Origin of the sequence: Flavobacterium sp., from assembly GCF_046153165.1 — a bacterium.
GTDB lineage: Bacteria > Bacteroidota > Bacteroidia > Flavobacteriales > Flavobacteriaceae > Flavobacterium.
The window spans coordinates 36718-58024 of the sequence record NZ_JBJXEN010000050.1; the positions used below are offsets into that span (position 1 = coordinate 36718).

17 protein-coding genes and 1 tRNA gene are annotated in these 21307 nt (G+C 31.0%); 8 read left to right on the plus strand and 10 right to left on the minus strand.

The genetic code is table 11. From position 1 onward, the window contains the following. The first annotated feature begins 6 nt into the window (after positions 1-6). The 3 genes from ACKVOV_RS05920 to ACKVOV_RS05930 are packed head-to-tail and all read left to right on the plus strand — an operon-like array spanning position 7 to position 2466. Positions 7-741, plus strand: a complete 735-nt coding sequence (locus ACKVOV_RS05920) for a hypothetical protein (protein WP_409205839.1) — start codon at positions 7-9, stop codon at positions 739-741. 20 nt (positions 742-761) lie between these two features. Then, a complete protein-coding gene (locus tag ACKVOV_RS05925) occupies positions 762-1559 on the plus strand; it encodes a DUF3050 domain-containing protein (protein WP_409205840.1) in 798 nt (265 codons plus the stop codon). Position 1560: 1 nt separating this feature from the next. Beyond that, positions 1561-2466 carry a metallophosphoesterase gene (locus ACKVOV_RS05930; protein WP_409205841.1) on the plus strand — a complete coding sequence of 302 codons (906 nt, stop codon included), beginning with the start codon at positions 1561-1563 and terminating at the stop codon, positions 2464-2466. On the opposite strand, the gene ACKVOV_RS05935 is transcribed toward ACKVOV_RS05930, so the two are convergent. After that, positions 2463-2792 carry a ferredoxin gene (locus tag ACKVOV_RS05935; protein WP_409205842.1) on the minus strand — a complete coding sequence of 110 codons (330 nt, stop codon included), beginning with the start codon at positions 2790-2792 and terminating at the stop codon, positions 2463-2465. The genes ACKVOV_RS05930 and ACKVOV_RS05935 overlap by 4 nt on opposite strands. 62 nt (positions 2793-2854) lie before the next feature. Here ACKVOV_RS05935 and ACKVOV_RS05940 point away from each other — a divergent pair. Then, positions 2855-2931 (plus strand) — tRNA-Ala (locus ACKVOV_RS05940). 34 nt (positions 2932-2965) lie between these two features. Here the strand turns inward: ACKVOV_RS05940 and ACKVOV_RS05945 are convergent. The 7 genes from ACKVOV_RS05945 to ACKVOV_RS05975 form a co-directional block, all read right to left on the minus strand. Beyond that, the gene (locus ACKVOV_RS05945) at positions 2966-5110 is read right to left on the minus strand and encodes a PAS domain S-box protein (protein WP_409205843.1); all 2145 of its coding nucleotides are present in this window, start codon (positions 5108-5110) and stop codon (positions 2966-2968) included. A gap of 89 nt (positions 5111-5199) precedes the next feature. Then, positions 5200-8670 (minus strand): efflux RND transporter permease subunit, encoded by a 3471-nt coding sequence (locus ACKVOV_RS05950; RefSeq protein ID WP_409205844.1) that lies wholly within the window; start codon positions 8668-8670, stop codon positions 5200-5202. Between the two features lie 66 nt (positions 8671-8736). Continuing rightward, positions 8737-9879: an efflux RND transporter periplasmic adaptor subunit gene (locus ACKVOV_RS05955; RefSeq protein WP_409205845.1), complete on the minus strand. Its 1143-nt coding sequence runs from the start codon at positions 9877-9879 to the stop codon at positions 8737-8739. Positions 9880-9901: 22 nt separating this feature from the next. After that, complete coding sequence (locus ACKVOV_RS05960) at positions 9902-11242, minus strand: TolC family protein (RefSeq protein WP_409205846.1); 1341 nt, start codon at positions 11240-11242, stop codon at positions 9902-9904. A gap of 10 nt (positions 11243-11252) precedes the next feature. Continuing rightward, positions 11253-11855: a TetR/AcrR family transcriptional regulator gene (locus ACKVOV_RS05965; RefSeq protein ID WP_409205847.1), complete on the minus strand. Its 603-nt coding sequence runs from the start codon at positions 11853-11855 to the stop codon at positions 11253-11255. A 117-nt stretch (positions 11856-11972) separates the two neighbouring features. Continuing rightward, positions 11973-12506 carry a YceI family protein gene (locus ACKVOV_RS05970; RefSeq protein ID WP_409205848.1) on the minus strand — a complete coding sequence of 178 codons (534 nt, stop codon included), beginning with the start codon at positions 12504-12506 and terminating at the stop codon, positions 11973-11975. Between the two features lie 24 nt (positions 12507-12530). Further along, complete coding sequence (locus ACKVOV_RS05975) at positions 12531-13646, minus strand: MBL fold metallo-hydrolase (protein WP_409205849.1); 1116 nt, start codon at positions 13644-13646, stop codon at positions 12531-12533. A 171-nt stretch (positions 13647-13817) separates the two neighbouring features. Here ACKVOV_RS05975 and ACKVOV_RS05980 point away from each other — a divergent pair, with 171 nt between their 5' ends. After that, positions 13818-14792, plus strand: a complete 975-nt coding sequence (locus ACKVOV_RS05980) for a polyprenyl synthetase family protein (protein WP_409205850.1) — start codon at positions 13818-13820, stop codon at positions 14790-14792. Continuing rightward, entirely contained in the window at positions 14785-15141 is a 357-nt protein-coding gene (locus ACKVOV_RS05985; RefSeq protein ID WP_409205851.1) for a hypothetical protein, read from the plus strand. The genes ACKVOV_RS05980 and ACKVOV_RS05985 overlap by 8 nt, the downstream gene beginning before the upstream one ends. A gap of 2 nt (positions 15142-15143) precedes the next feature. Here the strand turns inward: ACKVOV_RS05985 and ACKVOV_RS05990 are convergent, their stop codons facing one another. Next, the gene (locus tag ACKVOV_RS05990; RefSeq protein ID WP_409205852.1) at positions 15144-16466 is read right to left on the minus strand and encodes an alkaline phosphatase D family protein; all 1323 of its coding nucleotides are present in this window, start codon (positions 16464-16466) and stop codon (positions 15144-15146) included. A gap of 75 nt (positions 16467-16541) precedes the next feature. Next, positions 16542-17087 (minus strand): hypothetical protein, encoded by a 546-nt coding sequence (locus tag ACKVOV_RS05995; protein WP_409205853.1) that lies wholly within the window; start codon positions 17085-17087, stop codon positions 16542-16544. Between the two features lie 112 nt (positions 17088-17199). On the opposite strand from ACKVOV_RS05995, the gene ACKVOV_RS06000 reads away from it, so the two are divergent. Together ACKVOV_RS06000 and odhB are read left to right on the plus strand one after the other, a co-directional pair. Further along, on the plus strand, positions 17200-19971 hold the full coding sequence (locus ACKVOV_RS06000; protein ID WP_409205854.1) for a 2-oxoglutarate dehydrogenase E1 component: 2772 nt from the start codon (positions 17200-17202) through the stop codon (positions 19969-19971). Positions 19972-20007: 36 nt separating this feature from the next. Next, positions 20008-21237, plus strand: a complete 1230-nt coding sequence (gene odhB / locus ACKVOV_RS06005; protein ID WP_409205855.1) for a 2-oxoglutarate dehydrogenase complex dihydrolipoyllysine-residue succinyltransferase — start codon at positions 20008-20010, stop codon at positions 21235-21237. Positions 21238-21307: the final 70 nt, after the last annotated feature.

The window sequence follows — 21307 nt, forward strand, 5'->3', positions numbered from 1 at the left end:
TTTTAAATGAAAAAAATAGTAGTCTTACTCTTTCTGTTTTCTCTTTCTGTTTTTTCTCAAAACAAAGCTATTGATGTAAAAATTGATTCTATTATTTCAGATGATTCAAATCCAAAAATACGAGTTTACACTATCAATTATCATATAGAAAACCTATCAAACAATTCGATTTCTTTCTTCCTTATACCAAATACTTTGATAGCGAATGCGGCGAGTTCGATGACTTTGTTTCCAATTTATAAAATATATCATAATGATATTTTCACTCCACTTGATGGTCCTTTTTTTGAGAAACATGGCATCGATTGGGAAACAAAATTAACAGGAATTAAAGATTATACTTCTCCCGAAGCAAAGGAAATAATTAAAAAATCTTTAGAAGAATTTACAGCAAAAAATAAAATTATTGTAGATAATTATACAAAAAATGGCGGGAAAAGCACTGATGACAACTGGATAATAGAAAACCATCATTTACTTGAATCTAAAATCACTTTCAAACAAAAAGAAACAAAAACTTTTGTGATAAAAACTTCTTGGAACAAGGAACGTTATTTTAAAGAAGATGATTTAGAATATTATCTAGACGAAAAAGATAAATATGAATTTGAATTGGTTTTAGATTTAAAAAAAACCTTTTTTAAGGAAAGATTATCGACCGAAGAATATCTAAAAATAGAAAAAGACATCCATTTTATTGAAGGAATATTTACTACAAATAAAGTATCTATTATTTTTTAAAAAACTTAAATTACATATTTATGACTATCCAAAATATCAATCAAGTTATCGAACCCAAAAAAAATATTTTATTACAACATCCTTTGTATCATCAAATACAAAACATAAATGATCTTCATTGTTTTCTTGAAACACACATTTATGCAGTTTGGGATTTTATGTCACTTCTAAAAGCATTGCAATCAAAATTAACTTGTACTACAACGCCATGGTTTGCAACAAAAAATCCTAAAATTCGCTATCTAATCAATGAAATTGTTTTAGCCGAAGAAACAGATATTTCATTAGACGGAAAAAGACAAAGCCATTTTGAAATGTATATTGAATCCATGAATTCTTGTGGCGCAAACACATCAGAAATTGAATCTTTTTTAGAAAATGTTACGGTTACAAATGATGTTTTTATTTCGATAAAAAGAAGTAATTTACATACTAATATTAAATCTTTTTTAGACTTTACTTTCCGAATAATTGAAGAAGGGAAACCACATAAAATTGCTGCGGCATTTACTTTTGGAAGAGAAGATCTTATTCCATCTATGTTTACCGAAATTCTGAAAAATTTTAAAATTAATTTCCCTGAAACTGATTTATCAAAACTAATCTATTATTTTGAAAGACATATTGAGCTAGATGCCGATGAACACGGACCAATGGCTATGCAAATGATTACCGAATTATGCGAAAATGATGAACAAAAATGGAAAGAAGTCGAAGAGGTTTCGGTTCTAGCGCTTAAAAAAAGAATAGGTCTTTGGGATGCGATAGAAGAACAAATTACGCAAAAAAAAATATCTTTGGTTAACTCATCCAACTAATATGTTTTCATCTCAAGATCGTTTAACTAGGGCTTATAAAGAGGCGAGAAGAATTTCCTTCGACGATTCATCGAAGTTTATCTTGTTTTCCGATTGCCATCGTGGAGACGGAAGTTTTGCTGATGATTTTGCAAATAATAGAAATATATACCAACACGCATTAAAATATTATTTTGAAAACGATTTTACTTATATCGAGATTGGTGACGGAGATGAATTATGGGAGAACTTATTTTTTAAAGATGTTTTAGAAGCCAACAAAAGCGTTTATTTACAACTTCAGAAATATTACAATACTAACAAATTACACATGATTTATGGCAATCATGATATGGTTTATAGAAATCCAGCAGTTGTAAAAAAGAATTTTTCTGATTATTTTGATGTCAAAGAAGGAAAGAAGCTTCCGCTAATGCCAAATCTTGAATTTCACGAAGGAATTGTACTTGAAAACGTTCAAACAAAGCAAGAAATCTTCTTAACCCATGGTCATCAAGCAGATTTTATGAATTATGTAGGTTGGCAGATAAATCGTTTTTTTGTTCGTATTTTATGGAAACCTTTACAAATTTGGGGAATAAAAGACCCTACTAGTCCTGCTAAAAATTATACAGAACTCGTAAAAGTAGAACGAAGAATAAAAAAATGGATTGCCTACAATAAAAACCTCATCACTATTGTTGGTCACACACATAGACCTCATTTTCCCAAACCACAAGAAAATGAACTTAGTTTCTTTAATGACGGAAGCTGTGTTCACCCAAGAAGTATTACAGGAATAGAAATTGAAGACGGAAATATTTCCTTAATAAAATGGTTTATTGACACTACAGACAATGGTGTTTTGCAAATTGTTAAAGAATATTTAGAAAGCCCGCAAAAACTAAGCAATTACAGTAGGACTTAAGATTCTGGAGCTAATTCTATCTCTAATCCCTCCAACTCATCAGTAATATGAATCTGGCAACCCAGCCTGCTATTCGGTTTTACATTAAATGCTTCAGACAGCATAGCTTCTTCATCATCACCAATTTCTGGCAATACAACATCATTGAGAACATAACATTGGCAAGAAGCACACATAGCCATTCCTCCACAAATTCCAATAGTGCCTTCTGGAGCGAGTTCATACATACGTACTAACTCCATGACATTCATGTTCATATCTGTTGGAGCTTGCACTTCGTGTATTGTGCCTTCACGATCTGTAATTTTTATGGTAATGTCTTGCATTGTTTTTATTTTTCACAAAAGTATAAATTATTCAATAAAAACAATATATTTGGGAAAATATTGGGGGATTAGCTCATTTGGCTAGAGTGCTTGCCTGGCAGGCAAGAGGTGATCGGTTCGAATCCGATATTCTCCACCATAAAACCATAAAACCAAACCAAAAGCAAAACGCCTTAACTATAAGTTGAGGCGTTTTCGTTATTTATACTTTGTTCTGATTCATCTAACAATATTATTATTTTGTCGGATGTAGCAACAAGCTTTCTATATTTTATTTCGGATTCTTCTATTTTTCCTTTCGCTTTTAAATCTAGTATATCTTTAACTAAATGATGCAATTTTTCGTGTTGCAACTCAAGTTTTTGCACAGATTCCATGTGTCCGTATTTTTCTTTCCCTTCGCTATAATACCATTTTCCAAAATCGCAGTGATAATGAGAAACCGCTTGAGTTTCCGTTAAACTTCCTTCTCCATCAAGAAAATGGCGTATCTTATATTTCCATTTTAGGTGTTTTAGTTTTGCTTCTATAAAATCGACATTAAAAATTTCTTCATGATGTTTACGGTTTTTAGAATGTGTATTTATAAAATTAGATAACTCTTTCGAAGAAGAATCTAAATCGTTTATTTCATTTTTTATTATACTTAACAATTCATTTGTTTCATCTTTGCTAGTATCTCCATCTATTAAATCTATGACACCAATGATATTACTTAAAGGTTTACGGAAATGGTGTGAGTTTTTGAATGCTAATTCTTCAAATTGAGCAATATAATTAGCATTTTGAAACTCATTTTCTTTCATTTCAGTAATATCATGTCCTATAGAAAGTATTTCTATTACTTCTTTATTTGTATCAAAAAAAGCAATTTCATCCCACTTTATCCATCTTTTTTGCCCCAATGCATTTTCTCTAAGAAGAACTATGGTGATTTTGGGATTTTCGTATGATATAGAATCGAATATTCTTAAGTAAAAATTATCAACATTATCGGGTTGTAAAGTTCTATAATTAGTTCCCATAAAATAATCTTTGTCTTTTCCGAAGAAATCACAAAAAGCTTTATTTACGTATTTTCTATTTCCTTGTTTGTCTGTAATAACTATTAAATCGGTTTGATTTTCTATCAATAAACTAAACCTTTTTTCGCTTTTCGATAATTTATCGATTGCATATTTCTCTTTTTCTTCTGCTATTTTTTTATCTGTAATATTAGCTGAAATGGTTAAAAATTTAGTGATTTTTCCTTCAGAATCCTTGATGGGAAGTATTGAAGAAGAAATCCAGAAATCGCTTCCGTTTTTAGTTTTAATCTTCGATTCACCACGCCAAACTTGACCTGATGCAATGGTTAAAGTTATTTGTTTATAAAACTGATCATCGTGATAGTCTGATTTTAAAATATTTATATTTTCTCCCAAGAGTTCTTCTCTTGTATAACCTGTTTTTTCGAGATATAAATCGTTTATTTTTAAAATTTTCCCTTCAAAATCGGTAACAATCGAACTTAAATTATCGTTTATTGCCATTTGATAAGAATACAATTCTTCGCTAGATTTTTTGACCAAAAAATCTAATTTTTTATTAAAATCATACAACTCGCTATTAGCAGATTTTAATCTTTCATCGGATATTTTTTGGCTTTCGAGTGATATATTTAACTTTTGAAAATTTTTATCTAAACGTTTTGAAACAGACAAACTGATATCAACATTTACCATAGCTTGAAAAAACATCATTCCAGCTGTTGTATAAGCTAAAATGGCATTTATAACAAAGTAATTTATTCTACTATTGGGTACAAAGGGAGTTACAGAATCATAATATATGTAAGCAAAAAATAATATAGAACAAATTATCATAGAAGTATAAGCAATTTTTCTTTGCCTAAAAATTGAAACGCTACCGCTAGCTAAAGCAATATAAAGTAACTGAGCTCCAGTCCTTCTGGTATAAAATGCCCAAATTGTAATTACAACTAGAAACCCAATTAAAGCAATATTACGAGCTGCTTTGTATTTTTTTTTATAATTACAAAACAAAACACTTAGGGAAACCGGCAAAATTATTAATCCTATAAAACGGTTGTCAAAATTTAATGAGCAATAAATTATAGTTATAAAAATACTTCCAAAAATTATTAATAATGAAATCGCATTTAACGTTGCTATTCGCTGTCTTTCTAAATAATGCAAATTATCTTTACGCCCTATATTTAGAGCGTCTTTCCATTTTTGTAAAAAGTATTTTATCATTAAAATTTTCTCTAATAATTTTACACCATCATCTATTAATTCTTTATTGGCAACCTCCAAATAATTTTTATAACAAGTAAACGATTTTAAAACAAAAAAGCGATTTCTTTTTAAAAAAATCGCTTAAGTGTTTGTTATGTTCGACGAAATTACATTTCAGCAATAACTTTATTTGCATTTCGTCTGTCACGCAACCAATATTTCATTCGTTTTACTAAATAAAACATAACTGGAACCATAACCAAAGTTAAAACGGTTGCATAAGTTAATCCGAAGATAATAGTCCATGCTAATGGTCCCCAAAACATTACATTATCTCCACCCATAAATAAGTGCGGATTTAAGTCGGTAATTAATGAGAAGAAATCAAAATTTAATCCTATTGCTAATGGAATTAATCCTAAAACTGCAGTCAATGCCGTTAGTAATACTGGACGTAATCTAGATTTTCCGGATTCGATGATTACTTCTTTTATTTCTTCTAAAGATAAATCATCATGACTTGTTAAGTGTTTATCAGCAACTTTTTTATCTAATAAGAGAACAAAGAAGTCCATTAATACAATTCCATTTTTTACTACAATTCCAGAAAGTGATATAATTCCCATCATGGTCATTAAGATAACAAAATCCATATTAGCAATTACATAACCATAGAAAACACCACTAAAACTCAATATTACAGTAAATAAAATTACCATTGTTTTAGAAACCGAATTAAATTGTAACACAATAATAATTGTAATTCCTGCTAAAGCTAAAAACAGAGCTAACATTAAGAAACTTTGGTTTTTACCTTGTTCTTCTTGAACTCCAGAGAACGAATAACTTACTGATTTAGTTAAATTATATCCTTTAAGGTCTGCTTCTATTTGTTTAGTAATAGCATCACCATTAAAACCAGTTAAAACATTAGAATAAATGGTCATTATTCTTTTTTGATTTTTTCGTTTAATCTGATTGTAAGTAGTTGTTTTTTCAGTTTTTGAAACCGCTGAAATTGGAACTTGAACAATTTGTCCGTTGTTTTGATTTCTGAAGGTCAATGACTGATTGAATAATACATTTTCATTTTTACGTTGATCATCTTGCATACGCATAGTGATATTGTAATCATCATCACCTTCTTTGTAAGTAGAAATTTCTTGACCATAAATAGAACGACGCAAATTATACCCAAGTTGACCAGTAGAAACGCCTAAACTTCCTGCATTTACTCTGTCAACTTTTACTTCTAATTCAGGACTTTCTTTGTTTACATCAACATCCAAACGCTCAATTCCACCAATGTTTTTAGAATCGATAAAAGTAATCATTTTGTGTGCTTCTTTCAGCATTACATCATAATCAGATCCTGTTAATTGAATACTAATTGGATAACCTGCCGGTGGACCATTTGCATCTTTTTCGACAGTAACTTTAGCGCCTGCGATTCCTTTTACTTTACTTCTAATTTCTTCTAAAACATCAGTGGTATTAACTCCACGTCTGAATTTGAATTCAGAAAAATTGACAGTTACTTTTCCTTTAAATGGTGTTTCAGAAGCTGAACCAGCATCAACATTTGGATTTCCAGCACCTTTTCCTACTTGTGAAACAATTGATTCTGCCAGGAAATTTTCATCTGTCTTTGGATCAATGTATTTCTTCATTATAGAAATCACTTGATTCTCAACAAATTTAGTTGCTTTATTAGTTTTGTCAATTGCTGTTCCTTGCGGATACTCTATATAAGTGATAATTTGTTTTGGTATATTTTCTGGGAAAAACAACACTTGTCTTGGGAAAATACCCAATAAAACAAAAGAGAAAAACATCATTCCAATTATTCCAATCAAGGCTAACCAAGCTCTTCTTCCGGTTAATATTTTTGCTAAAAATAATTTGTATTTATCCTCCATTCTTGGGAAGAAACTGTGTTGAAAATCTTGCGTCCATTGGTATAATTTGATTTTATATAACCACATTAATCCTAATGAAATTATTGCTAAATGTCCGATTGCTCTTGCAAATTTAGAATCATAAATGTTTCCAATTAAAACAAATATTACTCCTATAATTGTAAAAATAATTGAATATAATTTTGCTGATTTTTTAGAAACATTTTTATCTTCAATTGCCATCGAACCTCCAGTCATAGCAGCATTTACAACCATCGCCACAAATAATGATGCTGATAAAGTTATGGTTAAAGTAATAGGGAAATATTTCATAAATTTACCCATAGTTCCTGGCCATAAAGCAAATGGTAAAAATGCCATAAGTGTTGTTGCTGTTGAAGAAATTACAGGCCAAGCGATTTCACCAATACCAATTTTAGAAGCAGAAACTTTATCCATTCCTTTTTTCATATTGGCAAATACGTTGTCTACCACTACAATTCCATCATCAACAAGCATTCCTAATCCCATTACAAGACCAAAAAGCACCATTGTGTTTAAGGTTAAACCAAATGCTGACAAAATACTAAACGCCATTAACATCGAAAGTGGAATTGCTGCTCCAACGAATAACGAATTTCGTAATCCCATTGTGAACATCAATACAATCATTACCAATACAATACCAAAAATAATGTGGTTTGAAAGTTCATCTACTTCGTGTTCAACTCTTGATGATTGATCATTGGTAAGTTTTAATTTTAAATTAGATGGCAAATAGGTATTTTGAGCTTTTTCAATTTTTTCTTTAACTTGTTCAATAGCCGAAATCATATTTTCACCTGAACGTTTTTTCACGTTTAGCATTACAACTTCAGTTCCTTTTTCACGAGCATATGTAGTTTTTTCTTTTTCTTTAAAACTTACTACGGCAATATCTTTAAGGTAAACTGTTCCTCCATAAGATTTTACGACAATGTTTTCTAACTCTTTCGGATCTTTGATTTCACCAACAATTCTGATGTTATTTCTTGAACCTTGAGAAATTAAATTACCACCAGAAAGCGTCATATTTTCATATTTAACAGCATTTTGAATGTCGTCAAATGTTACTTGCGCTGCGGTCATTTTATATATATCTACAGCAATCTCAACTTCTTTGTCGTCAACTCCAAGAATATCTACTTTTTTAACTTGAGGTACTTCTTCAATATCGTCTTGAAGTAATTCTCCATATTTTTTAAGTTGTTGAGTTGTATAATTTCCTTGTAAGTTGATATTTAAAATCGGTACTTCTTCTGAAATATTTAATTCAAAAACACTTGGTTCAACTTTACTTCCGTTATCCAAATTTGGCCAATCGGTATCTGCTTTTGCCAAATCAACTTTATCTTTGATTTTGGTTTTTGCTTCTTCGATTTTTACTTTATCGTCAAATTCAACGATAATCATTCCGTAATCTTGAAATGAACTTGAAGTTATTTTGCCAACACCACTAATGTTTTTAAATTCCTTTTCGAGTGGTTTAATCACTAATTTTTCAACATCTTCTGCCGAGTTTCCAGGGAATACAGATGAGATATATACTTTATTTTCAATAATTTCTGGGAAATCTTCACGTGGCATTGTAATGTAGGCAGTTACTCCTAATATTACAATCAAAAGCGTCAAGATATATACTGTAACGCGATTGTCTACAGCCCAACTTGATATACTAAATTCTTTGTTTGTGTGACTCATATATTTTAGTTTATGAGTTTAGAAGTTTAAAGGTTTATAAGGAACTTTTAATCTTTTAAACTATTTTTAGAAATTCAACTTCATTCCATCAGAAATCGTATTTACACCTTCCGTAACGATAACATCCTTTGGTGACAAACCACTTAAAATTTCTGTTACATTGTCGGATGATTTTCCGATTTTTACTAATACTTTTTTAGCAACTGCTTTTTTACCATTGATTTCTGATGCTACAAATACAAATTTGTTATGTTCTCCATCTTCTTGAACAACATTTGTTGGAACTACAACGGCATTTTTGTTCATGTAATCAATGATTTTAAGTTTGGCAACTTGATTTGGACGCAATAAATTTTCAGGATTTGGAACGGCAACTTCAATTCCGAAACTTCGGTTACTTGGATTAATAAAAGTTCCAATTTGACGTACTTTACCTTTATAAGTTTTTCCTATTGATGAAATAACAACGTCAACTTCGGTTCCAACTTTTAATTTTCCAATATAAGTTTCAGGAACTGTAGTCGAAACATACATACTTCCTAAATTTACAATACGCATTAATCCTTGTGGACTTGCAGCAACTACTTGTCCTCTTTCTACAAAAACTTCGTCAATTGTTCCAGAAAATGGTGCTCTAATTAATGTTTTAGATAATTGAGCTCTGGCTTGTGCAACCGATTTAGACAAACTAACCATTTGTGTTTGTGCTTGTAAATATTGAATCTCAGAGCCAATTTTTTGATTCCAAAGATTTTTTTGTCTTTCAAATGTTGTTTTAGCTAATTGATATTGTGTTTCTAAATTAGCAACTTGTTGGCTTGAACCACCATCATCAACACGACCAAGTATTTGACCTGCAGCAACATGTTGACCTGCTTTTACATTCAACGTTACTAATGTTCCCGGAACTTCTGGTTGAACCAAAATATTCTGTTTTGTGTTTACGTTTCCTTGAATATCAAGATAATGATTGAATAAAGTGTCTTTTACAGTTAAAACAGAAACCAAAGCTTCTTCGTCTTTTTTAACTTCTAATGTTGCTAAAGCATCGTCAATTTTGGTTAAATCGGCTTGAATTGCAGCTTTTTTTGCTTGAAGTTCTTTAGTGTTTTTTGATTTGATTAAATCATCTATTGATGCATTGTTTTCCTTCTTACTACAAGAAAAAAGAACTAATGAAAGTGTTAGTATTGTGATTATTCTCTTCATTTTTATTGGTTTTATGAGTTTATTATTTGTTTCCGATTACTTTTTCTAATGCTGCTTTTTTATTAATCACATCTACCATTGTTTGTAAATAGCTTTGTTGTGAAGAATATAACTGACGTTGCGCTTCTGTTAAATTGAAACTGCTAGAAAGCCCTTCTTTAAATTTGATTTGTTGCTTTCCTTCAATGCGTTCGGCTAGTTTTAAATTTTCTTTCGAACTTTTGTATTGTTCAACGCTGTATTCGTAATCGCTTTTAGCATTTTGATATTGCAATTTTAATTTTTGTTCTGCGTCTTCCAAATCGGTTTTGGCTTTTTCTAATGCAATTTTGGCTTGTTGAGTTCTAGCACTTCTAGCAAAACTGCTAAAAATTGGAACATTCAAACTAACACCAAGATTAGAATAATTAAAGTAACGTTGATTTGAATTAAAGAAATTAAAAGTGCTTCCAAAAGAATTGTAACCAAAGTTTACTCCAGCAGCTAACGTTGGTAATGCTTTACTTTTTTGAAGTTTTAATTCTAAATTTCGTTGGTCAACAAAGTTTTGTGACATTAAATAATTGATGTTTCCAGAAGGATCAAATTCGGTTGATTTTATTGTCAAATCTAAATTGCTTTGTGCTAAAACATCCAGCTTATCAGTAAGCACCAATTCGTCATCAATATCTAAACCTAAATTTATTTTTAGCATTTTCAAACTAATATCTTTCAAACGAGTTACATAATTGATATTACTGTTAATAGTTGCTAACGTTATTTTAAGTTGTTCTACATTTTCTTCTTCAATCAATCCATTTTTATAAGTTTGATCAGTGTCAAAAAGTGTTTTTTCTAAAATAGTTTTGTTTTTTTGAAGAATTAATTCGTTTTCATTTGCTAATAGAACATTACCGTACGAATTGATAATCATTTCTTTAACGTCGGTATCTGTTTTAACTTTATAATTTTCATAAAATTTCAAATACGTTTTAGACGCTTGCAACGCCACGATGTAAGAACCATCAAAAATCAATTGATTTAATGATAAACTTCCGCCACCATTGTGTTTAGTTCCAAAAGTAACTTCTGCAAATTCCCCAGCTGGACCACCAAAAATTTCGGCTGGTAACAATGAAGTTTGTAGTTTAAAGTTATTTTGATAAGTTATTGCACCATTTATTTGTGGCAAACCCATTGCGGTTGTTTCACGTTTTTTTTGTTTGGCAATGTCAATATCTTTTCCAGCATTAATTGCAGTTCTATTGTTAGTCAATGCATGTGAAATGGCTTGATCTAAACTAAATGAGTAGCTTTGTTTCTTATCTTGGGCTTGCAGGATTCCAAGATATAGAAGTGTGATTATTAAAAGTGTTTTTTTCATGGATTGATGATTATATTATATTAAGGTTTTTTGATAATTGTTTCTCTAGTTCTTTGATCCCTTCTGTTGTTGCAATAGCTCTTGTGTGATACTCTAATGCTTTTCCTTCAATTTCATAAGCTTCACTTTCTAACTGTGTATTTTCATTTATTGAAAAAATAAGTATGTAGTAAAAACGGGCTGCTACTTCAACTTCAACTTCAGGTCTGTAAAGTCCTTGTTTGATTCCTTTAAATACGTTTTGAGTAAACATATGATTACAATCTTCTATTTCATTAGCCATCATTTTTTCATAAATTTCTGGATAATGTTTTTTTAGCTGATAAGCTGGCGAATGATCAAAAGACTGAAACATTTCTTTAAACATTTGACGCATCTCAAAGTTTTCTTCAATAGCGTTATAATTTCTAGCAACCACTTCATCCATAAGGGCATGAATTTTTTGATGAATCACTTCCGTTCCTTCTTCGATAAGTTTTTCCTTGTTACTAAAATACTTATAAATTGTTTTTTTAGAAATACACATTTCGCAAGCAATATCATCCATAGTTACACTCTTGAAACCTAGTTTCAAAAACATATCTGTTGCTTTTTTGATGATTTTATCTTTCATTTTTCTGAATTTATTTTAGAATCTGTTAATTCAGATTCTTTAATATTTCGGATGCAAATGTAATACGGAAACTTTAAATACCAAAATAGTTTCCATGGTATTTACATAAATTTAACATTAATTAATTTTACTTAAAAATTCTAAATTGGCATTTATGGTTATTTCTTGTCCAATCATTATTCCGTTAGATTCACTAAATAAATTGTAGGATAGACCAAAATCTTTGCGGTTTATTTTCCCTACAACTTCAAATGTTGCTTTTGAAGTGCCATTGTAAGTTTCTAAATCAATTAATACAGCGTCAAATTCTACAATTTTTGTAACGTTATTTATGCTTAAATATCCTTTTATAAAATTGATGTTAGCATTCACTTTTTCAAATGAAGTCGATTTAAAGCTGATGATTGGGTTTTGTGTTGTATCAAACAAATCTTTCAATTTAAAATTGGTTTCCATTTTTTCTAATTTCCCGATTTTGTGATTTACATCAATTTCAAATTCTACTGATGCATCTTCTAGTTCATCATTTTTAACATTAATAGAACCCTTAAATTTATTTATTGAACTTGCTAAATAAGCAATTATTGAATGTCTGGCTCTAAGTATAACATCTGATTGACGAGAATCTATGTCCCAATTTGCTGCTGTCATGATTTATTTTTTTAGAATTTTAGCTTAAATGGATTCTTGAATTACTTCATTAGAAAGTTCCCACCATTTTGGAAACACTTTTTTGTGGTTCAGTGTTGTTTTTTCTCCTATAATTGGAGTAATTAAATAAATATCGGTCGCTTTTGCTAACTCGGTTATTTTTTTCAAAGGCTCATTCCAGTCATGATTTGCTAATACAAATTTTGATGAATGTACTGGAAACAATGCCTTTGCATTCAAATTAATCGCTGCTTGAAGAACTTCATTTGGAGTCATGTGAATATATTTCCAACTTTTATCATACTGGCCATTTTCTAAAAAAGCCAGATCAAATGGTCCAAATTGTTTTCCTATTTCAATAAAATGAGTATCATAACCACTATCACCGCCAATAAATAGTTTTGATGTTGGTGTTTGCAATACAAAAGAGGTCCAAAGTGCTTTGTTTCTAATAAAACTTCTACCCGAAAAATGTCTTGCAGGAACTGTATTTACCTCAAAACCATCTTCAAGTATAATAGTTTCATTCCAATCTTTTTCGATTATTGAATCGCTATTGAAACCCCAATGTTCAAAATGAGCTCCAGTTCCTAATCCGCAAATCACTGTTTTAATTTTTGGCTTCATTTTCATAATGGTTTTGTAATCAAGATGATCCCAATGATCATGTGATATAAACAAATAGTCAATTTCAGGAAAATCATCGGTTGTGTAAACATCGGTTCCATTAAAGGCTTTTGTTGTAAAAGAAAGTGGCGATGCTGAACCACTGAGAACAGGATCGACTAATATTTTTTTCCCATCGATTTGCATAAAATAAGACGAATGTCCAAACCAGATAACTACGTTTTCTAATAAATCTAGTTCTAGTAAATTGGTTTTTGTGGATGGAATAATTTGGTTTGGTTTTTTGAATTCATTTTTATTAAATAAAAACTCTTTCATAACCGAAAAAAAGGAGACACCTTCTGTTAAATCTGGTGTGTGACTAAGATTTTGAAATGTACCATTTTTATAATTAGGTGAATTTTTTATTAATTCTAATCTATTTCCACTTGGCCTTTTTCCAAATTGAGCTTGTTGAAGAAATAGATAAATTAGCACAACGAATGCTAAAACTATAATTAATGTAATTATCATTCTTTTATTTTTTTAAAACTATGATGCAAATATATATTGGAAACTTTAAATACTATAATAGTTTCCAAAGTATTTACATTTATTTAACATAAAAATATTTAAGTTTCAGATTTTAAACTTTTTTGAGTTACTTTGTACAGCCTGAAACTTTAAATTTAAAACTCAGAATTAATGCACCCAATTTCTCATTATCAAGAACTTATTTCAGATTATTTTTCAGAATTGCATTTAACAAAAGAGCCTAAAAATCTTTATAAACCAATAGAATATATTTTATCTCTTGGTGGGAAACGAATGCGTCCAATTTTGACCTTAATGGCAACCGAAATTTTTGATGTAGATTGTCAAAAATCATTGGCAGCAGCTACGGCAATTGAGGTTTTTCATAATTTTTCGCTAGTTCACGATGACATTATGGATGATGCTCCTTTACGAAGAGGAAACGAAACTGTTCACGAAAAATGGGATATAAATACTGGTATTTTATCTGGTGATGCCATGCTAATATTAGCCTATCAACATTTTGAAGAATATGAACCAAATATATTTAGAGATTTAGCAAAATTGTTTAGCAAAACGGCACTTGAAGTTTGTGAAGGACAGCAATATGATGTTGATTTTGAAACTCGTGATGACGTTACCATTCCTGAATATCTAAAAATGATCGAATATAAAACGGCAGTTTTAGTGGGTGCGGCCATGAAAATGGGTGCGATTGTAGCAGAAACCTCCGAAGAAAATGCAAATCTAATTTATAATTTTGGACTTAATTTAGGTATTGCTTTTCAATTGCAAGATGATTACTTGGATGCTTTTGGTGATCCTGAAACTTTTGGAAAACAGGTAGGTGGTGATATTATTGAAAATAAAAAAACTTATTTGTATCTAAAAGCAATTGAGTTTGCAAAGACAGAAGAAAAAGAACAACTTTTACATTTATTCTCTATTCAACCTAACGATAATTCAGATAAGATAGATTCTGTAAAACTAATTTTCAATCAGACTAAAGCATCTGAAGCAACCCAAAAAGCAATTCATGATTACACTTTTAGAGCTTTTGAAACTTTAGAAAAAATGAACGTCTCTAATGAAAAAAAGATGATATTAAGAGCTTTTGGCGAAAAATTAATGAGTAGAAATGTCTAATTATATAACTCCTATATCGACTGATTTGTTACTTTCTGAAGCGGAAACAGAGAATTTATATCTAAAATTGATCGAACAAATTAATAAAGATTTTAATTTAGCAAATGAAGCAATAGATTTCCCGATGAGTACAACTCCTGAAGAGTTAAAAATACAATTGCACGAAAAAATTTACAGACTAATTCAATATAAATTTGCTGAGTATCTCAATTTATTATACATAATAGATGTTCCTGAAGATCAAATTAAGAAACTTGATGGCTCAGATATTTCGGAGCTTTCTGCCCAAGTCGCATTTCTTATCTTAAAACGAGAATGGATGAAGGTTTGGTTTAGAAATAAATATTAAAATTATTCTAATTCCTTTTTTAAAATTACTTTATTCCATAGCTCAACGCCATCTTTATCAAATAAGGTTAGTTTCATTTGACGGTTTTCTTTGTTACCAGAAAATGAAATTAAACCAAAATTGTGTTTAAAAAACGTACTTCCTTGAACTTTTAGAGGATTCGTTTCACGCTCTTTTGCAACGCCAGATGTAAATGGAGAAACTGTCCAATCATATAATGGATAAGTATTTTCTCTATCCATTTTAGCCAATTCGGCATAATGTCTATCACCAGTTAGAAATATAACTCCTTTTATTTTATTATCTAAAAGCTCTTTTAAAAGCTTGGCTTTTTCTTCTGGATAATGTCCATAATTTTCTGAATCTCCAATCGAATTAAGAACTTGTCCGCCAATCACAATAACCTTAAAACTAGCTGTAGAGGCAGATAATGCATCTATCAACCAATTAAATTGTATGGCTCCAAGCATAGTGTGATCTCCTGTAATCCTATCATTTGGCGAACGAAAAAATCGATCGTCAAGCATAAAAAACTGTGCATCTCCCCAACTAAAAGTCGAATAAGTGCCTTCTGTTTGACTTGAATCTGAACCGTACATTTTATTTGCCCAAAAATCTCGAAATGCTTTTTGAGTTACATACTTGTTATAAAAACTTCGATCACTATCATTATTACCAAAATCATGATCATCCCAAATAGCAAAATTTTGAGTTTTTGCCAACAAAGGCTGAATTTCTTTTATAGAACGAGAATGAGTATTTCGATAATAGATTCCAGTTTTACTATCCCAATCTACCTCACGCAAATACATATTATCTCCTCCCCAAATCATAATATCTGGATTTTTATTAGCAATTGCTCCAAAAATCTCGTGGTCACTTCCATAACCTTTTCCTGGGCGATCAACCTCTGGTTCATTTACATAATTACAACTACCGAAAGCTACTGTAAAATCGGGAGCATCTTCACGCCATTGCCATAATTTTTTTGATGAAAATGAAGTTTCATAAGGCAATACCTGTTTTTTATTATCAATAAAAACATTGTATTTATATTTTTCCCCCGGTTGCAACTTATCTAAAACGATATGATAAGTAAATCCAACATCTTTGGTTGTTGTATAATTATCTGAGAAGAAAACTTCCGAAGGTTTATCAATCGTAAAATATTCAATTTTAACTGATGCATTCTTTTTTGTTTGCAACCAGATTACAGCTTCTTTCATTTCACAATAACCAACCATGGGGCCAGATTGTAAAATAGAATTCTGAGCAAATGTTATATTACATAAGATTATGAATAGGAAACTGTATGTTTTTTTCATTTTTAATGTAAATTATTTTATGCGAAAATAACAAAGTGAAACTCTTAAATTTTAATTTATAACATTAATTAATCATTAAAAATAAACTCTAATAAATGGCATAAAGGCATTAGCATACACATTATCTTTTTCGTTATACAAAACATTATAACGTGCTCCTATTGTTACATTATTTGTTCTATATCCCGCACCGATGAATAATCCTGTGTTCCAAAAACTATTTTTAATTGAATTTGGAATTGTTTCATAAGTATTATTAACTCTTAATTGTTCCAACTCTATCGAAAATTGGATTTGTTCAATTGGATTGAATAATCCTATTAGACTTCCTCCATAAATGAATGAATTATAATCATTTTTAACAGAGGCATAACTTCCTTGAATACCTATACCTAAAGAAACATAATCATTTACATTATAAATTGCACTTGGAGCAACTGTAATATCTGTAAAACCTCCGCCTACATTAAGACCCAAACCACCTCCAATTTGAACTTTTTTCCAAAACTCACTTTTCTTCTTAACACTAGTAGAATCCTGACAAAAACCACTTAAACTAATCGCAAAAAAGCCTAAAACTAAATAGATTTTTGAGGTATTTTTAAAGCTTTTAAAAATCATATTGTAAATGTCTTAAATATTACACCATAAAAGTATAAAAAAACAGAATGTATTTGTTGTAAATGTTATATTTTTGCTACAGATTTAATATAATGTTCATTTAATAGACAATATGGATAGGTTTTCTTTTTTAAACGCAGCTCACACTGAATTTTTCGCACAATTATACGATCAATATCTCGAAAACCCAGATAGCGTAGAGCCTTCTTGGAGAAGTTTCTTTCAGGGTTTTGATTTTGGAATGACAACTTATAACGAAGAAAATGTTGTTTCGCAAATGTCTAATATCGCTGTAGCGAACGTAGATAATGGTCAAGTTTCTGATAAAATTCTTAAAGAATTTAATGTTCTAAAATTAATTGATGGTTATAGAACTCGTGGTCATTTATTCACCCAAACTAACCCAGTTAGAGAGAGAAGACATTATTTGCCAACATTAGAACTTTCAGATTTTGGGCTTTCTGACGCAGATTTGAACACTGTCTTTGATGCCGCTAAAATACTTGGACACCAACCACAATCACTTCAACAAATCCTTACTCATCTTAAAAATGTATACTGCCAACACATTGGTATAGAATACATGTATATGAGAAATCCACAAATTATTCAGTGGATTCAGGATAAATTAAATATTAATGATAATCTTCCAAATTTCGATGACAATCAGAAGAAAATTATCCTCGAAAAACTAAATGAAGCTGTTTCGTTCGAAAACTTTTTGCATACTAAATACGTAGGTCAAAAACGATTTTCATTAGAAGGTGGAGAAACTATTATTGCAGGATTAGACGCACTTATTGAGGCAGCAGCAGACAAAGGTGTCGAAAAATTTGTAATGGGAATGGCTCACCGTGGTCGTTTGAACGTTTTAGCCAATATTTTTAGAAAATCAACTCAAGATATTTTTTCTGAATTTGACGGAAAAGATTACGATCAAGAATATTTTGATGGTGACGTAAAATACCACTTAGGATTAACCTCTGATAGAAAAACACGTTCAGGAAAAAATATAAATATCAACCTTGCTCCAAATCCTTCACATCTTGAAACTGTTGGAGCGGTTATTGAAGGAATTACAAGAGCGAAGCAAGATAAGTACTTTCCAGATGATTTCTCAAAAGTATTGCCTATTGCCGTTCATGGTGATGCTGCAATTGCAGGACAAGGAATATTGTATGAGATTATTCAAATGGCACAATTAGACGGTTACAAAACTGGCGGAACGATTCATATTGTCATCAATAATCAAGTTGGTTTTACAACCAATTATCATGATGCTCGTTCGTCAACGTATTGTACTGATGTGGCAAAAGTAACACTATCACCTGTATTACACGTAAATGCTGATGATGCTGAAGCTGTTGTACACGCTATGCTTTTTGCTTTAGATTTCAGAATGCAATTTGGTCGTGACGTTTTTATCGATTTATTAGGATATAGAAAATATGGCCATAACGAAGGCGATGAACCTCGATTTACACAACCGTTGTTATATAAAATCATTGCAAAGCACGAAAATCCAAGAGATATTTATGCTGAGAAATTATTAGCGCAAAACATTATCGACGCTAATTTTGTAAAAGAATTAGAAACACTATACAAACAAGATTTAGATGACAATCTAGAAGCCTCTCGCAAGAAATCACTTACTGTAATCACACCATTTATGCAAAATGAATGGGAAGGATTTGTTCAGGTTTCAGATGATGTGATGCTTCAAAAAGTAGATACAAAATTTGACAAAAAAGAATTAGATTCTATTATTGAAACGATTTCAACATTACCATCTGACAAGAAATTTATCAATAAAATTTCAAAGATTGTTACAGATAGAAAAACAATGTATGACAACAATACTATCGATTGGGGAACAGCCGAAGCACTAGCTTACGGATCGTTACTTACTGAAGGTTACGATGTTAGAATATCAGGTCAAGATGTAGAACGTGGTACTTTTTCTCACCGTCATGCAGTTGTAAAAGTAGAAGATTCGGAAGAAGAAGTAATTTTACTAAATAATATAAAAAATAAGAAAGGAAAATTTAATGTTTTCAATTCATTATTATCAGAATATGGTGTTTTAGGATTTGATTATGGTTATGCATTAGCAAATCCTAACGCATTAACAATTTGGGAAGCACAATTTGGAGATTTCAGTAATGGAGCACAAATCATGATAGACCAATACATTTCTTGTGGCGAAGACAAATGGAACAACCAAAACGGTATTGTTTTATTGTTACCTCACGGATATGAAGGGCAAGGAGCCGAGCATTCATCAGGAAGAATGGAACGTTACTTACAACTTTGTGCTAGACATAATATGGTCGTTGCAGATTGTACGACGCCAGCCAACTTCTTCCACTTATTGAGAAGACAAATGGTCACTAAATACCGCAAACCATTAGTTGTTTTTACACCTAAAAGTTTGCTTCGTGATCCAAGATGCGTTTCTTCTCAAGATGAAATTGCAAATGGTCAGTTTCAAGAAACCATCGATGATATTTCAGTAAAAAAATCTGATGTAAAAACATTGGTTTTCTGTACTGGAAAATTCTATTACGATATTACTGCCGAAAGAGAAAATTTAAAAAGAAACGATGTGGCGGTAGTAAGAATCGAACAAATGTTCCCATTGCCAGTCGAGCAACTAAAAGCTATTGTAGCAAGCTATCCAAATGCAGATGATTATGTTTGGGCACAAGAAGAACCTAAAAACATGGGAGCTTATAGTTTTATGTTAATGAATTTCGATTTCATAAAATGGAGATTAGCTTCTCTAAAAGCATATGCAGCACCAGCAGCAGGAAGTTACACAAGAGCAAAACGCCGTCATGCTGATGCAATAAGAATGGTTTTTGACAAAGATTTGTTTCAATAATTTAAAATATAAATTCATCATTTAAAATAATATACAATGATTTTAGAAATGAAAGTCCCATCACCAGGGGAATCAATCAAAGAAGTTGAAATCGCAACTTGGTTAGTAAAAGATGGCGATTATGTAGAAAAAGACCAAGCAATTGCTGAAGTAGATTCTGATAAAGCTACACTTGAATTACCAGCAGAAGCTAGTGGAATTATTACGCTAAAAGCAGAAGAAGGCGACGCTGTTGCTGTTGGAGCTGTAGTTTGTCATATCGACACAGACGGTGTAAAATCATCAGGTTCAGCCCCAGTTACAGAAGCAAAACCTATTGCTGAAACTCCAAAAGCAGAAGTAAAAGTAGAAGCTCCGAAAGTTGCTCCAGTTGCTGAAAAAACATATGCTGCACAAACACCATCTCCTGCAGCTAGAAAAATATTAGACGAAAAAAATATACAACCGTCTGACGTTGTTGGAACAGGAAAAGGTGGAAGAATCACTACTGAAGATGCTGTAAATGCAGTGCCTTCTATGGGAACGCCAACTGGTGGTTCACGTGGTTCAGAACGCACAAAATTATCTATGTTGCGTCGTAAAGTAGCAGAACGTTTAGTTGCTGCTAAAAATGAAACCGCTATGTTAACTACATTCAATGAAGTTAATATGACACCTATAAACAATATTCGTAATCAGTATAAAGATGCATTCAAAGCCAAACATAATGGTATTGGATTGGGTTACATGTCTTTCTTTACAAAAGCCGTAACTAGAGCATTACAGTTATATCCAGATGTTAATTCGATGATGGATGGTGACTATAAAGTAGCTTATGATTTTGCTGATATTTCGATTGCCGTTTCTGGCCCAAAAGGTTTGATGGTTCCTGTAGTTAGAAATGCAGAATTATTAACTTTTAGAGGCGTAGAAGCTGAGATTAAACGTTTGGCTATTCGTGCACGTGACGGACAAATTACGGTTGACGATATGACTGGAGGAACATTTACCATTACCAATGGTGGTGTTTTTGGAAGTATGTTGTCTACTCCTATTATCAATCCTCCTCAATCAGGAATTTTAGGAATGCATAATATTATCGAGCGTCCAATTGCTGTAAACGGTCAAGTAGAAATTCATCCTATGATGTATGTAGCACTTTCTTATGACCACAGAATTATTGATGGTCGTGAGTCTGTTGGTTTCTTAGTCGCTATTAAAGAAGCTTTAGAGAATCCATTAGAATTATTAATGGGAGGAAATGCTCTAAAAGCTTTGGAATTGTAATTTTCATTCCTAAAATCATACAAAAAGCCCGAAATAAATATTTATTTCGGGCTTTTATTTTTTAAATTTC